The sequence below is a fragment of the Synechococcus sp. OH20 genome, assembly GCF_047502685.1.
In the GTDB taxonomy this organism is placed as follows: Bacteria; Cyanobacteriota; Cyanobacteriia; order Thermostichales; family Thermostichaceae; genus Thermostichus.
Genome location: NZ_JANSIQ010000014.1, coordinates 22594 through 37055 on the forward strand (window position 1 = coordinate 22594; position 14462 = coordinate 37055).

General features: G+C 57.9%; 11 protein-coding genes. 9 read left to right on the top strand and 2 right to left on the bottom strand.

Annotated features, from left to right (window positions below; genetic code table 11):
* Positions 1–88 precede the first annotated feature (88 nt).
* Together NW826_RS03785 and NW826_RS03790 are read left to right on the top strand one after the other, a co-directional pair.
* Positions 89–1396: a class I SAM-dependent methyltransferase gene (locus NW826_RS03785; protein ID WP_414368255.1), complete on the top strand. Its 1308-nt coding sequence runs from the start codon at positions 89–91 to the stop codon at positions 1394–1396.
* A gap of 65 nt (positions 1397–1461) precedes the next feature.
* Complete coding sequence (locus NW826_RS03790; RefSeq protein WP_414333772.1) at positions 1462–2106, top strand: DUF305 domain-containing protein; 645 nt, start codon at positions 1462–1464, stop codon at positions 2104–2106.
* 188 nt (positions 2107–2294) lie between these two features.
* On the opposite strand, the gene NW826_RS03795 is transcribed toward NW826_RS03790, so the two are convergent.
* Complete coding sequence (locus tag NW826_RS03795) at positions 2295–2495, bottom strand: hypothetical protein (RefSeq protein ID WP_414333773.1); 201 nt, start codon at positions 2493–2495, stop codon at positions 2295–2297.
* Positions 2496–2959: 464 nt separating this feature from the next.
* Here NW826_RS03795 and NW826_RS03800 point away from each other — a divergent pair, with 464 nt between their 5' ends.
* From NW826_RS03800 to NW826_RS03820, 5 genes are all read left to right on the top strand, one after another.
* The gene (locus tag NW826_RS03800; protein ID WP_414347480.1) at positions 2960–4729 is read left to right on the top strand and encodes a dipeptide ABC transporter ATP-binding protein; all 1770 of its coding nucleotides are present in this window, start codon (positions 2960–2962) and stop codon (positions 4727–4729) included.
* Between the two features lie 148 nt (positions 4730–4877).
* Positions 4878–5630, top strand: a complete 753-nt coding sequence (locus NW826_RS03805; protein ID WP_414333777.1) for a response regulator transcription factor — start codon at positions 4878–4880, stop codon at positions 5628–5630.
* Positions 5631–5700: 70 nt separating this feature from the next.
* Positions 5701–7809: a TIGR00300 family protein gene (locus NW826_RS03810; RefSeq protein ID WP_414509478.1), complete on the top strand. Its 2109-nt coding sequence runs from the start codon at positions 5701–5703 to the stop codon at positions 7807–7809.
* An 85-nt stretch (positions 7810–7894) separates the two neighbouring features.
* Positions 7895–8248, top strand: a complete 354-nt coding sequence (locus tag NW826_RS03815; protein WP_414509479.1) for a hypothetical protein — start codon at positions 7895–7897, stop codon at positions 8246–8248.
* 45 nt (positions 8249–8293) lie between these two features.
* Complete coding sequence (locus NW826_RS03820; protein WP_414509480.1) at positions 8294–9076, top strand: S-adenosyl-l-methionine hydroxide adenosyltransferase family protein; 783 nt, start codon at positions 8294–8296, stop codon at positions 9074–9076.
* Positions 9077–9117: 41 nt separating this feature from the next.
* Here NW826_RS03820 and NW826_RS03825 read toward each other — a convergent pair whose 3' ends face one another.
* A complete protein-coding gene (locus NW826_RS03825) occupies positions 9118–9564 on the bottom strand; it encodes an Hsp20/alpha crystallin family protein (RefSeq protein WP_414509481.1) in 447 nt (148 codons plus the stop codon).
* 342 nt (positions 9565–9906) lie between these two features.
* On the opposite strand from NW826_RS03825, the gene NW826_RS03830 reads away from it, so the two are divergent.
* On the top strand, positions 9907–10125 hold the full coding sequence (locus NW826_RS03830) for a 2Fe-2S iron-sulfur cluster-binding protein (RefSeq protein WP_414509482.1): 219 nt from the start codon (positions 9907–9909) through the stop codon (positions 10123–10125).
* A gap of 203 nt (positions 10126–10328) precedes the next feature.
* Positions 10329–14453 carry a hypothetical protein gene (locus NW826_RS03835; RefSeq protein ID WP_414509483.1) on the top strand — a complete coding sequence of 1375 codons (4125 nt, stop codon included), beginning with the start codon at positions 10329–10331 and terminating at the stop codon, positions 14451–14453.
* Positions 14454–14462: the final 9 nt, after the last annotated feature.

Genomic DNA, 14462 nt, shown 5'->3' on the forward strand with positions numbered 1-14462 from the left:
TGCCGACCGACACGGGCCGACTTGACGGCCAAAACCGGTCTAAAAACCTACAAAGACTCTTAGGATAGGGGGGAAGAGGTGGGAGGACGTGGCTTTGGCCAACGAAGCGGAGATCACCCAGGCGGTGCAGGCCCAGTACGAGGCGTTTCCCTACCCGCCCGTTCCCTACGACCGGCCCTTTGAGGGCTTTTCCAGTCTGGGCAGCTACATTCTGGCCCAATACGCCCGCACCCGCACTTTGCAAGAGCCCAGCGGGGCCAGGTTTTTGGTGGCCGGCTGCGGCACCGGCTGGGAGGTGCACGGCATTGCCGCCAGCAACCCCGGCTACGGCGCCGTGGTCGGGATCGACCTCAGCCGCCCGGCCCTGGAGATCGCCCAAAAACGGATCAAGTACCACGGCCTGCGCAACTGCTCAGTGCACTATGGGGATCTCATGGATCCCTCCACTTGGCCGGAGGGGAGCTTCGACATGATCAGCTCCTATGGGGTGATCCACCACACCGCCGATCCGGTCAAGGCTTTGAGAAACTTGGCCTCGCGCCTAGCTCCCGAGGGGGTAATGGCGCTGATGCTCTACAACCGTTCTGGCCGTTGGCACCTCTACCGCATTCGCCGCGCTCTGGAGCTGCTGGGGATTACTCCGCCGGCCACCCCGGAAAAGATCGAATTTGTGCGGCAATTGTTAAAGGCAGCCCATCCCAGTTCCATGCTGGCCCGGCATGCCAAGGCCCACGAGGAATACTACTTACCAGATGAGAACATCGTCGATAACTTCTTCCATGCCAACGACATTCCTTTTGACATCGGCGAGATCCCCGACCTTTTGGCCCAGGCGGGTCTGGAGTTTATCGATGTTGCCCCCTACTTGGACTATTGGAATGCCAAGCCCTTAATTGCCGCCACCCACCCGGAGTTCCACCGCCGCTACGAGGCCCTCGCCCGCATTGACCAACTGCGGGTCATCGAGTACTTGGAGCCCCTCTACCACACGCAAAATCTCTTTTGGTGCTGCCACCAGGGCAAGAAGTTGGCCAACTGGGATCCCTTCACAGCCGAGTTTTTCCGTAGCTCCCGTTGGCAGCTCAACCCCCTCTTTCTCCAGCACGGCCAGGTGCGCTACTGGGATCAAAAGATCCCCCTTTCGGATCTGCTGGGCAAGGTGGATCCGGCCCAGATTGTGACCCAAAAGATGGACATCTTCTGGCCCATTGCTCGGATCCCTGGCAAGATGATCGCCTCCAGCCGCCACCAGGTGGTGGAGCTGCTGCTGCCTCTGGCCAACCAAGCCCGCTCCGGCAGCGAGATTTTGGATCAGCACGCCGAGAGAGCCGAGCACGTCCTTCATCTGTTTCAACAGTGGGAAGCCGACCGCTTAGTTCTCCGAGTTGCTTCCTAACTCCCCAAAGGGAGTAGGGGAGAGGCTGTAGAATACAAGGCAGTTGTCGCCAGGAAGAAATAGCGATGCTCTTCAACAAGACTGCCCGTGGTCTCCTCCTTGCCGGCGCATTTGTCCTCAGCACTCCGTGGGTTGGCGGGGGGGTGAGGACAGAGGCCGCTTCCCACGACACCAATAGGGATCCCTCTGTCCCCATGGCTCACCTGATGAGCCTCGGCCCTGCAGATGAATCCTTTGATCTGCGCTTCCTCGACGCCATGATCCTCCATCATGAGGGAGCTGTGAGCATGGCTGAAGAAGCCCTGCAAAAATCCCGGCGGCGGGAAATTCGTCAATTGGCAGAGGCTATCTTGACGGCCCAAAGCCAAGAAATCGAGCAAATGCGGGCGTGGCGGCTGAGCTGGTACCCACAAGCTCCACAGGATCCCATGATGTGGCACGAGGAAATGGGGCACCTGATGGCCATGACCCCAGAAATGATCTCCCACATGCGCATGGATACAGACCTGGGATCCGCCGACCGAGAGTTTGACCGGCGATTTCTGCAGGCGATGATCCAGCACCACGAGGGGGCTTTGAGCATGGCCGGAGAGGCACTGAAGAAATCCAAGCGCCCCGAGATCCGTCAACTGGCAGAGGCGATTGCGGTTACCCAGCAGACGGAGATCCAGCAGATGCGCGCTTGGCAAAAGCAGTGGTATCCGCAGTAGGGTAGGGCTAGCTACAGGGATCCCTGCCCCATCCGTAGATCTATCCCAGAAGGCTGGACAGGACGGGGGCACCCTCTCAAGGGGTTCAAGCTCGTCACCATGCGGGGGGCGGAGACGGCTCTCTTGAGGGCTCTTCCGCCCCCCACTAAACTACAGGGCAAGTTCTAGACCCGATCTGGGCACTGTCTTCAATCAAGGCCGGGCTTTTTACAAGGATCGGAAGTAGCCTTCACCTCTTGGCGCAGAATGGCTTCAACCAGCTCGTCCAGAGCTTCTAGGTCGGATGGATCATAGCTTCTTTCCCAGAGGATTTGGTTAATGCTGGACTCCTGCTGTGGAGTTAGAATCGAGGATTTTAAAACTTCATCGAGGATCTCGGGAATGCTCATCTTAACCTCGCCATCTGAAGTCAGAATTTATAAACCTAGCCTATAGAATGCCGGAAGTGCCCTTGGATAGCCATCGCGAGGATCACGTATTTTGACGATCAAAATCCGGGGTGATCCATGCAAAGCTTTCGGGGAAATCGTCAATGGTAGTTTTACCGAGTTTGGCTATGGGTGCTGTCTAAATCTACGAGCTTCTCAGGATCTTCTCCGATAAGCGTGTCTAGCGATGAGGGCAGCTTGTGCCTCACAATCTAACCTATATATCTATATCTATATCTCTCTATAATCTCTCTATATTATCGACACTTCCTGGACACCTGCTGAAATCTCTCATTTGAGTTCTTAAAAGGCAAGCCTGCTGCAAACCCCAAAGCCCTCAACCTCCCCTTGGGAACTGGAGAGAACTTGGGCAGCCGGGGTCAGTGGTCTATAATCCTGCCAATCCTCCTATTGCCATAGTCGCCATGGCTGATGCTGCTCTTGTTGCCGAGGCTGCCCTGTTGACTGTACAAGGGCTACGGGTTTTCTTGCCCAGCCGCCCGGTTGGTCTTGGCAGGACAGAGGTGGTGGATGGGCTGTCTTTTCGGATAGGGATCGGCCAGACTTTGGGCCTGGTGGGGGAGTCGGGATCCGGCAAAACCATGACTGCCCTGACGCTGATCGATCTGTTGCCCAGCTCGGCCCGGGTGGAAGGCAAAATCCTCTTCAGGGGCCCCAACGGCACGGTGGACTGGCTGCGGTTGGATCCCCAGGAACGGCGGCGCTACCGCGGAGCCCAGATCGCCATGATCTTCCAAGAGCCGAGCACCGCCCTCAACCCCCTCTACACCTGTGGCCAGCAATTGCAGGAAACCCTGCGGGCCAACACCTCCCTAACCCCGACGGAGATCCGCGCCCAAGCCATCCGCCTGTTTGAGGAGGTGCAGCTTTCTCCCCAGATGCTGGAGCGCTACCCCCATCAGCTCTCTGGCGGCCAAATTCAACGGGCGGCTATTGCCTGTGCCATCGCCTCCAACCCCAAACTGTTGATTGCCGATGAGCCGACCACCGCTCTGGATGTAACGGTACAAGCCGAGATCTTGCGCCTGCTCCGGGATCTGCAACAGCAGCGGCAGATGGCGATCCTCTTCATCACCCACGACCTCAATTTGGTGGCGGAATTGGCAGATCAGGTGGTGGTGATGTGCCGCGGCCAAGCTGTGGAACAAGGATCGGTGGAGCAGATCTTTGGCAATCCCCAGCACCCCTACACCCGCGGCCTGCTGGCCTGCCGCCCGGTGTTGGAGCGGCGGTTGCGGCGACTGCCCACGGTCCAGGATTTTCAGGAGAAGGGGGGATCCCTCGAGGAGCGGTGGCAGCAACTGGAGATCCCAGCCGCCGAAGAGGAAGAACGGCTGCGCCGGATAGGCAGCCAGCCCCCTCTGTTGCAGGTGCGGGATCTGCGCACCCACTATGCCGTCCGTCGCGGGCCATTGGGCCGCCAGGTGGGCGAGATCCGGGCTGTGGACGGGATCAGCTTCGACCTGTATCCGGGGGAAACCCTGGGGGTGGTGGGAGAGTCCGGCTGCGGCAAAACCACCCTGGGGCGAACCCTGCTGCGCCTGATCCGCGCCAGCTCCGGCCAGGTAATCTACAACGGGGAGGATTGGCTCCGCCTGCCGCCTCAACGCTTACGCCGCCGCCGCCGCGAGATTCAGCTTATCTTTCAGGATCCGGCGGCTGCCTTGGACCCGCGCATGAGTGTGGGAGCCAGCGTCATGGAGCCGATGGCGCTGCACGGGATTGGGAGAAACGCCGCCGAGCGCCGGGCACGAGCCCAACGCCTGTTTGAACGAGTTGGGTTGGATCCCGAGGCGCTGGATCGGCTGCCCCACCAATTTTCGGGAGGACAGCGGCAGCGGATCTGTATTGCCCGCGCCCTGGCCTCAGAGCCGCGCCTGGTCGTCTGCGATGAAGCGGTGTCTTCCCTGGATGTCTCCGTGCAGGCCCAGGTGCTGAACTTGCTCAAGGATCTGCAGGAGGAACTGGGGCTGACCTACCTGTTCATCTCCCACGACTTGAGTGTGGTCAAGTTCATGAGCGACCGCATCCTGGTCATGAACCGAGGCCGCATCGAAGAAATCGGCCCTGCTTTCCAGATCTACCGGCAGCCGCAGCAGGACTACACCCGCCGCCTTATCGCCGCCATTCCCAAAGGGGATCCGAAAAAGCGTGGTGCCCGCCAAGCCGGATGAAGGGTTTCCCCTGGAGCCGCACCCACGCACCTCCCGGCCAGATTTGCAATGAGGCTAGAATTAAGTAAACTTTGAGTCGTAAAGCTTTGGACTCCTTGTTAGCTGATTTAACAAAACGTTTTATCCGCAGTGTGGGCTGCAACCGGCTATGGCTCGCATACTCATCATTGAGGACGACCCTTCGATTCTGGATATTCTGCGTATCAATCTGGAGTTGGCGGGCTACGAGGTCGTGAAGGCCACCGATGGGGTACGCGGACAAGCACTGGCTCTGCAGGTTCTCCCGGATCTCATCATTCTCGACCTGATGCTGCCCCAGGTGGATGGCCTGACGGTTTGCCAGCGCTTGCGGCGGGAGGAGCGCACCAGCGAGATCCCGATCCTGATGCTCACCGCCCTTGGCCAAACCCAAGATAAGATCGAAGGCTTCAATGCCGGTGCCGACGACTACCTAACCAAGCCTTTTGAGGTGCAGGAGCTGCTGGTGCGGGTGCGGGCCCTGTTGCGTCGCTCGGATCGGATCCCACAGGCGGCCAAGCACGGCGAGATCCTCACCTATGGCCCTCTCACGCTGGTGCCGGAGCGGTTTGAGGCGCTGTGGTTCGGCAAAACCATCAAGCTCACCCACCTGGAGTTTGATCTGCTCCACTGCCTGATGCAGCGACATGGCCAGACGGTTTCCCCCAGCGAAATCCTGCAGGAGGTGTGGGGCTACGAGCCTGACGACGACATCGAGACCATCCGCGTCCATATCCGCCACCTGCGCACTAAGCTGGAGCCGGATCCGCGCCACCCCCAGTACATCAAGACCGTCTATGGGGCGGGCTACTGTCTGGAGCTGCCCAACATCGCCGATCCCGGCCCACCGCAGCCAGAACTGGCGAAAGAGTCCCTCAAGTAATGCTTGAGGATGTTGCTCACACAACTGCTAATCTAGGGGATGCCCTGCTGCGGATTGCGGTCTGAGGTTTATGTCTGGTGCAATTCAGTATCTGATGTGCCCACCCGACCATTACGAGGTGGACTACGTGATCAATCCCTGGATGGTGGGAAATGTCCACCGCTCTTCGCGAGAACGGGCGCTGCAGCAGTGGCAGGCTCTCTATCGGCATCTCTCGCAGTGGGCGGAGGTGAAACTGATCCAGCCGGTGCCAGGATGGCCGGATATGGTCTTTACGGCGAATGCTGGGCTCATCCTCGGATCCACGGTGGTGCTGAGCCGTTTTTATCACCCGGAGCGGCAGGGGGAACAGCCCTATTTCAAGGCCTGGTTTGAGGAACAGGGCTACACCGTCCATGAGCTGCCGCCGGCCCTGGCTTTTGAGGGGGCGGGAGATGCTCTGCTGGATCGGGCAGGGCGCTGGCTGTGGGCGGGCTATGGCTTTCGCTCCATGCTGGAGTCCCATCCTTACCTGGCCAAGTGGCTGGGGATCGAGGTGTTGTCTTTGCGGCTGGTGGACGAGCGGTTTTACCATCTGGACACCTGCTTTTGCCCTCTCTCCGAGGGCTATTTGCTCTACTACCCGCCGGCCTTCGATGCCTATTCCAACCGCCTGATCGAGATGCGGGTGCCCCCCGAAAAGCGGATCCCGGTTCAGGAAGCGGATGCCGTTCACTTTGCCTGCAACGCCGTGGATGTGAACGGCACGATCCTGGTGAACCGGGTCAGCCCAGAGCTGGAAGCCACCCTACAGGAGCGGGGCTTTACGGTCGTGCAGACGGAGCTGACGGAGTTCCTCAAGGCTGGCGGGGCGGCCAAGTGTCTGACGCTGCGCCTGGACGAGACGGTGGCTCCGCAAAGTGAGCCGGTAGCCACGGTGCTCAGCCGGACGGTGACCCTGGAGGGACACTTGGTGGACAGCGACCTGCTCACCCGCGCCGTCGATTGCATTGTGGACAATGGCGGCAGCTTCCAGATCCTCAAGTTTCAGCTTGGGGAAAAGCGGCAGAGCACTTCCAGAGTAGAGCTGGCCGTTTCGGCTCCCACCGAGGAGGCGCTGGATACCATTCTCAGCGCCTTGATCGAGCGGGGGGGGCGCCTGTCGGACGAGACCTTGCAGGATGCCCGCCTGGAACGGGTGGAGAAGGCGGGGGTGGCTCCCGACGATTTTTATGTCACCACCATCTACCCGACACAGGTGCGGGTGGCTGGCCAGTGGATCCCGGTGCAGCGGCAGCGCATGGATGGGGTGATCGTGGTCAAGGGCTCCACAGCCTATTGCACTCTGATTCGCGATCTGCAGGTGGGGGATGCGGTGGTCTGCGGGGTGGAAGGGATCCGCACCGTGCGCCAGGCCAGCAAAGAGCGCTCTTCCCAGGAGTTTACCTTTATGGGATCGGGGGTCTCCAGCGAGCGGCGGGTGGAGCTCCTGGTGGAGCAGATCGCCTGGGAGCTGCGGCAGATCAAAGAGCGGGGCGGCAAAACGGTGGTGGTGGCAGGGCCGGTGGTCATTCACACCGGCGGCGGCTCCCATTTGGCTACCCTCATCCGCGAGGGCTATGTACAGGCCCTGTTGGGGGGCAATGCCATTGCCGTTCACGACCTGGAGCAAAATCTCTACGGCACCTCGCTGGGGGTGGATCTGTCGCGGGGCACCCCGGTCAAGGGCGGCCATAAGCATCACCTCAAAACCATTAACCTCATCCGCAAGTACGGCAGCATTCGGGCCGCCGTGGAAGCGGGCGTGATTACCGGCGGGGTGTTCTACGAGTGCATTCGCGCCCAGGTGCCTTTCTCGCTGGCCGGATCCATCCGCGACGATGGGCCGCTGCCGGATACGGAGATGGATCTGATCAAGGCCCAAGAGGATTACGCACGGCTGCTACAGGGGGCCGACATGGTGCTGATGCTCTCCAGCATGTTGCACTCGATCGGGGCCGGGAACATGACGCCTGCCGGGGTCAAGTTGATCTGTGTGGACATCAACCCGGCGGTGGTGACCAAGCTGGCGGATCGGGGATCCCTGGAGTCGGTGGGGATCGTCACCGATGTTGGCCTGTTCTTGAGCCTGCTGGTGCAGCAGTTGGCCCGTCTGGGACAGGTGTACAAGCGACCAGAACCCGCCCTTGCCGCCCGCTAGCCACCCCATCCCCAATGGCTGCTACCCTGTAGGTGTCTTTGCCGAAGTTTCAATTGGCCTTGGTTAATTTCAATGAGGAGACCCTATGCCGCTGCCTCCGGATGCTGGAGCTTGGTGGTGGGTATTGTTGGCCTCTGTAGCGGCTTGTATTCCTCTATTCTTTCCGGGGTTTTGGCTGACCAACTTTTATTCCAACCTGTTCAAAGCCTGGTTTGGACACGCCTTTGCCGAGGGGTTGGGACTGGGGGGCCTGTTTCTCACGATAGTGCTGAGTGTTCTCTATCCTCTGGGATTCTTTTGGGGATACTTGGCGATGTTGCTGCTGCGTTCTTTGGGATCCTGGGTGTGGGGAGTGGGGATCCTGGTGGCCGGCCTGTGGACGCTGCTGGTGTTTGCTCTGTTGTACTTTGACGCTCTGGATCAGGCGCGTCGATTGTAGGCAGAGGTCAACGCTCGAGATCTTTAATCTTTTTTTCTTTAAAGTATGCCTTTCGTTAGCCTGCTGACGGATTTTGGCCTGCAGGATCCCTATGTGGGCATCCTGAAAGGGGTGATCTGGGGGATCGCTCCCCAAGCCCAACTGATCGACCTCAGCCACGGGATCCCGCCCCAGGATGTGGCGGCAGCCCGCTTTGCCCTGATGACCGCCTATCCCCATTTGCCTTCTGGAACCATTCACCTGGCGGTGGTGGATCCGGGGGTGGGGAGCCATCGCCGGGCGGTGGCCATCCAAACCCAAGAGGGCTATTTGGTCGGCCCCGACAACGGCCTCTTCAGCGGCGTTTTGGAGCAATCTCCACCTCTGGCTGCTGTGGAACTCAACCGGCCCCGCTATTGGCGCACCCTTTCCCCCAGCCGCACCTTTCACGGGCGGGATATTTTTGCCCCCGTGGCCGCCCACCTGGCCAACGGGATCCCGCTTCTGGAGCTGGGAGATCCCTTCGATGTGGCGGAGCTAACTCCCTGGAATTGGCCCCAGCCTCAGGAGGAGCCCAACGGCTGGCGCGGCCTCATCCAAGCCATCGACCACTTCGGCAACGGCATCACCAACCTGCCCGGCCACTGGGTGGAAGGTCGAAGCTGGAGCGCCTGGATCAAAGGGATCCCTGTCCGCTCCGCGGCTACCTTTGCCGAGGGAAGGCAAGGGGAGCTGCTGGCCCTGGTGGGCAGCTCCGGCTGGGTGGAGATCGTGCAAAACCGGGGCAACGCCAGCCGCAGCCTCGATTTCAAAGTAGGGGATGAGGTGCGCCTGCAGTGGAATGGCTAGCTCCCTCACCCCCGACCCCTCTCCCAGAGGGAGAGGGGAGACTAGGCAGGTTGGCTTTCCACCGTCACCGCTTCCGAGGGGGTTGAAGTGCCCACTTGAACTTTGACCACCCGCGCGGCGTCGGCCTTGGGCAGGGTGAGGGTGAGAATGCCGTCTCGATAGGTGGCCGAGACTTTTTCCGGCTGAATAGTTTTGCTCAGTTTGAGGGTGCGTTGAAAAGGTTGCGCTTCTACCTCTTGATAGAGCAATTCGGCACCTTCAGGGCCATGAACCTGGATCTCGCCGCTGATGGAAAGCTGCTGGGCTGTGGCCTCAATGTGGAAACGCTCTCGATCGGCGCCGGGCGCCCACAACTGGACGGTGTAGGCCTCGCCGCTCTCCCAAACCTGCAGCGGTGTAGGGAAGACTGGGCGAGGTCGCTCTCTCGAGCTCTGCTGCCTTGGTTGCAGCCGCACGTCGAGCACCGGTGCAAAGTAAACCAATGCCATAGCCCCTCCTTCCGTAACAGGGTAGATAGATAGACAACCCAACAGGAACAGCGCTTCGGATCCCGCCGCTCGACGAACCCCCCACCTGGAAAAGCCGCCATCCAATGGGATCCAAAGCCAATCCTGCTCCAATCATCCAAGAAAGCTATTTGAACGAGGGCGGGCAAACCGATCTGCGAGAGACAGGATCCCCTCACCTCATGGAAAAGCGGCATGAGAAGCAACGGAACCATCCATTGTCCATGTAAAGCATCTTGGTCAAAACAGATGAGGTAGAGGTGAGTCAAAAAAGAGGACCGTCATGGATCCTGCTCCCATCCCCATCCGATTTCAGTGCGGCTTTTGCACGCCCTCCTGACTGCCCGCTGGCTTTGGGAGCAAGGGATCCCTGCTGGCTCCGCAACGCTGACACCCAAGGAGGCAGAATTGTGGGATCAATTGCGGGGCAACCTTTGCCGCTGCACGGGCTATCAAGCGATTTTGGAGAGCATTCAAGGGATCCAATCCAGCATTTGCTTAAGCATTGCGGAGCAATATGGCACCTCAGCCCGTTCGCGCTAGCGGCGCGGAGCGCCAACCTAGCTCCTAGCTCAATCAGAATTGCAAATAGTTTCACAAAAACTTAAATCAAGATAACCTGATTGATTCATAGATTTTTATGGGCGATAAGCGGAGCGCAAAAAAATTAAGACTTTTGGCATACGGATCATTCCCAATGCTTGACCGGCACTAGGATAGTTATCAGGTATACCTGGCGAGATCCCATGTACGTCTACTGCACAAGAGAAGTTCTGGAAGAGGGCGCTCAATATGATCTGAAGGTATTGATAGAACGGCTGGAGCAGGGGGATCGCACGCTTTTGAGCCAGTTGTTCGACGTTCGTTATCCTTACTGGAAGCGCAACCTGCGCGACAACATTCGCTTGGTGGGCGAGCTGCGCCATCTGGGAGAGGAGTCGGTTTTGGTCTTGTTTGGCCTCTGGCCAAGAGGTAGCCATGAGTACCAGGAATTTTTAGATCGGCGGGAGGCTCGCGACTATCAAGAGCGGGTGAGAAACTGGGCTCCTGACGGCCAGTTGCAGGATTGGCTGGCAGAAAGGCGGTGTAAAAAATTACAAGAGGAAAATGGACAAAACCGGCTTCCTCCTTTGCCCGATGAGCTGTATGAATGGACACAGTTTTTGAATGCTCCCAATCGGCAGGAGCGGCTGGTCTTGGAAAGTGGGGAATGGGTGTGGCAAGTGCAAGCCCTTTCTCCAGAGCAGCGGCGCCAGGTTTATCGGGCGGTGGCCGAGTTTGTTGCCAATGAGACAGGCGAGATCTACCGCCAGCTCCCCAGCTTTTATCCAGGGGCAGAGGTTAAATGCTGGCAAGAGGGATCCCTGCATCTGGCCCTCAGCCTGGTGCGGCTGTGCGAGCAGCAAGGGGTCTTCTTTCCATTTCTCGTCGGGGTTTACGACCATAGCCCAGAGCAAAAAGAACGGTTTGAGCTGGGAGGTCGAACCTGCCTCTTTGGGATGGGGGCCAAGCAGCCGGATATTCTCCAGCACCCACAACCGTTGGAGGTATGGAAGCGGTACGCCCGTCGCGCCTACCCGGACTACATCGTGGCGGATGAGACCCTTTGGCTGGAAATGCAGGAGAGCACAGAGGGAAACCTGGCTTTGTCCATGGAGGAGGAAGAAATCCTGCAAAGCACATCTATGCCCCTGCTGATCAACGGGCGAGCCGGCAGCGGCAAGTCTTTGATGTTGTACTATCGCTTTGCCGACTATTGTAGCCACTACCTCAAAATTTCAAGGCAGGGAACTTCTCCCTACCACCCTCTCTTTTTGACCTATAGCGCCAGTTTGGTGCAGCAAGCTCGCGACAGGGTGAGCACAATTTTGCGCATTAGCCATCGCTATCGTGAGGAGGGCTATAGCTTTTCAGCCGAAGAAATTCGGCAGTGTCGAGCTTTTTTTAGGACTTTTCAGGATTACCTGTTGGGCTGTCTTCCCCCTGAGCGACAGGAACGCTACCAGCCGGATCAGTATATCAATTTTTATCGATTTCAGAACTGGTATCGCTGTCGCCATGATGTGGATCTAGAGTTGGCTTGGCACACCATTCGCACCCTGATCAAAGGCTATGAGGTAAGCGATTACTTGGATCCCGATGGCTATCGGGAAGTGCCCGAGGCCGACCGCAGTGTGGATGAAAGATCCTTTGAGCAGATTTACAAAGGGATTTGGCCAAGCTATCAGGAACGCATCACTCGCGAGGGCTACTGGGATGATCAAGACTTAGCTAGAGATGTGTTGCAAAATGGCACGCTTAACCCCATCCATCCGGTCATCTTTTGCGATGAGGTTCAGGACTTTACCCAACTTGAGCTGAATATTATTTTCTGTTTATCCCCTTGGGGGAAATACAAGTTAGATTGGGCCGTTGAGCGCCTGCCCTACGCCTTTGCCGGGGATCCCTTACAAACCATTAACCCAACAGGATTTCGTTGGGCTGCCCTGAAAAAATATCTCTACGAGCATATCCGCGCCTACCTATTGCCAACCCATCCCTTTAAGATCGAGGATCCTCAAGAGCTGAAAAATAACTATCGTAGCAACCCCCAAATTACTCGTTTTAGCAATGTGGTCAATCTATGGCGGCGGGTCCTCAGCGGCAATCGAGAAATCTATCCCCAGCAGCCCTGGCGTTCTCAAGAGCAAGGTATACCAGTTCAACAATTTGTGCTGGATGGCCAGGAAAAAAATTTAATTGAAAGTGAATTGAGAAATATGCTTAGCGACCTCACAGGAACAGTTTGTGTCTTACCCTGTTCTACAGGGGATGAGCTAAACTATGTGAGGCGGGATCCCGAACTTCAAAAAGTCTATGCCGAGGAGTTAGAGCAGAATCTCAAACCACCTCTTCTACAAACTGTTACAGCCGTCAAGGGAATGGAGTTCAAAAAAGTTATTCTCTACAAATTTGGAGACTACTACCGGCAGAAATTCGATCAAAACCTTAAACATTACACCCGGAGAGGCAGAGGAGAACTGGGCTTACAGTACTTTCTCAACCAATTGTATGTTGGTATTACCCGCCCCACTCAGGCTTTGGCTATTGTGGACACTTCTGCTGGTTGGCGGGAATTCTGGAACCCGAGCTTAGAACTTAACTTTTGGCTCGATCATCCTTCTCTGGAAGAGGATTGGTCAAAATGGAACACTGATCCGCCACTGCTGGGCTGCCCCGTCAAAGCCATGAATATCCAATACTGGACAAATACCAGCCTGAAAGATTTGCTGGAGTCGGCTCTTGAGCTACTTGGGCGCGGCGTAGAAGAAGGTAACCTTTCGCTGCTTGAGGATGTTCAAACTCTGGTGCAGAAAGCAGATAACCCGCAATTAGAGCAAGAATGTCGGGCTTGGATCTTCAAGCTCCGGAAGGAATATCTTTCAGCAGGACAACAGTTCCTGAGCTTGGAGAAGTCGGCTCTGCCCGGTAAAAATCTCAAACGAGAAGCCTGGGAGTGCTTCTGGAGAGCAAGGGCTTGGTCGGAGCTGCAGCAGCACACTGCCACCCACTTTGCCGGGTGCCCTGGGATCCCAGACTACAGTCCTCTGGTGGATTGGATGGTGGTGACTCAAAAAACCTCTGCCAAGCCTGTGGAGCGCTTCCGACAACTGGTGCGGGTGCGAGATTGGCTGAGCACTGAAGTCATCCCCAAGAACAACGACTCCGTCCCGCTTACGCGAACAGATCCCACTTGGAAAGCCTGTGTGGAGAAGTTTTTGGCGGAACTCCAAGAAGTCCTGGACAATTTGCAAACGTTTTGTCCTGAGGTGGAGGCCCGCAGCCGGTTTTTGCAAGAGACGCTCGCGGCTTTGGGGGGAAACTTGGCCTTTCTCGGCCAGCGGCAGCCGTCTGCGGATCGGTATTACCGGATTTGGGGCACCTGTCATTTTCAGCAAGGGCAATTTAAAGAGGCAGTTGCCATTTGGGATCAAGGTGGCCAAACGGAGCATTCCCGCTACTACCGGGCCAAGATCCAACTGGAACCTTTTCCCGGCAAGGTGAGGTGGCTATCCAAAGACCGGCAGGACGCAGCAGTGGTGAGCAAATGGCAGGAGGCGGGACGTCCCCTCGCGGGCGAGTGGGAGGAGTACATCGACGATGTCATCCTCAGCCTGGAACGCTTGAAAGAGTGGCCGCTGCTGCTGCGAGTCCTGATCCGGCGCCGCCAGTGGGAGAAGCTCTGGAAAGCGGTACAGGCCCACCCGCAGGCGTGGCAGCGGGGACACGATTACGAGCTGGTGGCCTGTATGGCTCGAGATCTCCAGACCAACTGGGAAGAGCTGAGGCGGAAATCCCCTGGGCTGCGAGATTTTCTTCAGGAAGTGGTAAGCAGTGTGCGCGGGGAGCACGCTTGGTGGCTGCAGCCGCTGGAGGTGGGCCTGGCCTACGAGCGACTGGGCCGCTACCGAGACGCGCTCAGGTTTTATGAGCGCTTCACCGAAGGCAGAATCGGTAGAATCCCAAGATGGCAACGCTCTCAGATTCGGCAGCGCTGGCTTCTGGTTCACAAGAAGTATCGAGATTCTCTGCAGGCGGAGGGGCGACCGACCGATCTTTTGGCGGAGGAGTTTAGCCGCGCTCAAGAGCGCTGGCGTGAGCAACTGCCCCAGGCAGAGCCTGAGCTGGAGGAACGGGATCCCTGGGCCTATGACTTTCTTGAGTACCCCAGCCCTGTTCAAAGTTGGCTGCTGCAGCAGGCTCAAACCGACGCCCAGAGACGACTCAGAGCGGAAATTGCCCAAGCGCTGGAGCAACTGGACGAACGACAATTGCAGCAGGTGCAAAGCTGGATCCAGCGCTTCTTGTCCATAGATCCACCCCGGCTCTAGAGGCAGGTT

Bases quoted from the DNA above. Each gene is read 5' to 3' on its own strand.
- NW826_RS03790 (WP_414333772.1), top strand. From the start codon at position 1,462: ATGCTCTTCAACAAGACTGCCCGTGGTCTCCTCCTTGCCGGCGCATTT.
- NW826_RS03795 (WP_414333773.1), bottom strand. From the start codon at position 2,495: ATGAGCATTCCCGAGATCCTCGATGAAGTTTTAAAATCCTCGATTCTA.
- NW826_RS03800 (WP_414347480.1), top strand. From the start codon at position 2,960: ATGGCTGATGCTGCTCTTGTTGCCGAGGCTGCCCTGTTGACTGTACAA.
- NW826_RS03805 (WP_414333777.1), top strand. From the start codon at position 4,878: ATGGCTCGCATACTCATCATTGAGGACGACCCTTCGATTCTGGATATT.
- NW826_RS03810 (WP_414509478.1), top strand. From the start codon at position 5,701: ATGTCTGGTGCAATTCAGTATCTGATGTGCCCACCCGACCATTACGAG.
- NW826_RS03815 (WP_414509479.1), top strand. From the start codon at position 7,895: ATGCCGCTGCCTCCGGATGCTGGAGCTTGGTGGTGGGTATTGTTGGCC.
- NW826_RS03820 (WP_414509480.1), top strand. From the start codon at position 8,294: ATGCCTTTCGTTAGCCTGCTGACGGATTTTGGCCTGCAGGATCCCTAT.
- NW826_RS03825 (WP_414509481.1), bottom strand. From the start codon at position 9,564: ATGGCATTGGTTTACTTTGCACCGGTGCTCGACGTGCGGCTGCAACCA.
- NW826_RS03835 (WP_414509483.1), top strand. From the start codon at position 10,329: ATGTACGTCTACTGCACAAGAGAAGTTCTGGAAGAGGGCGCTCAATAT.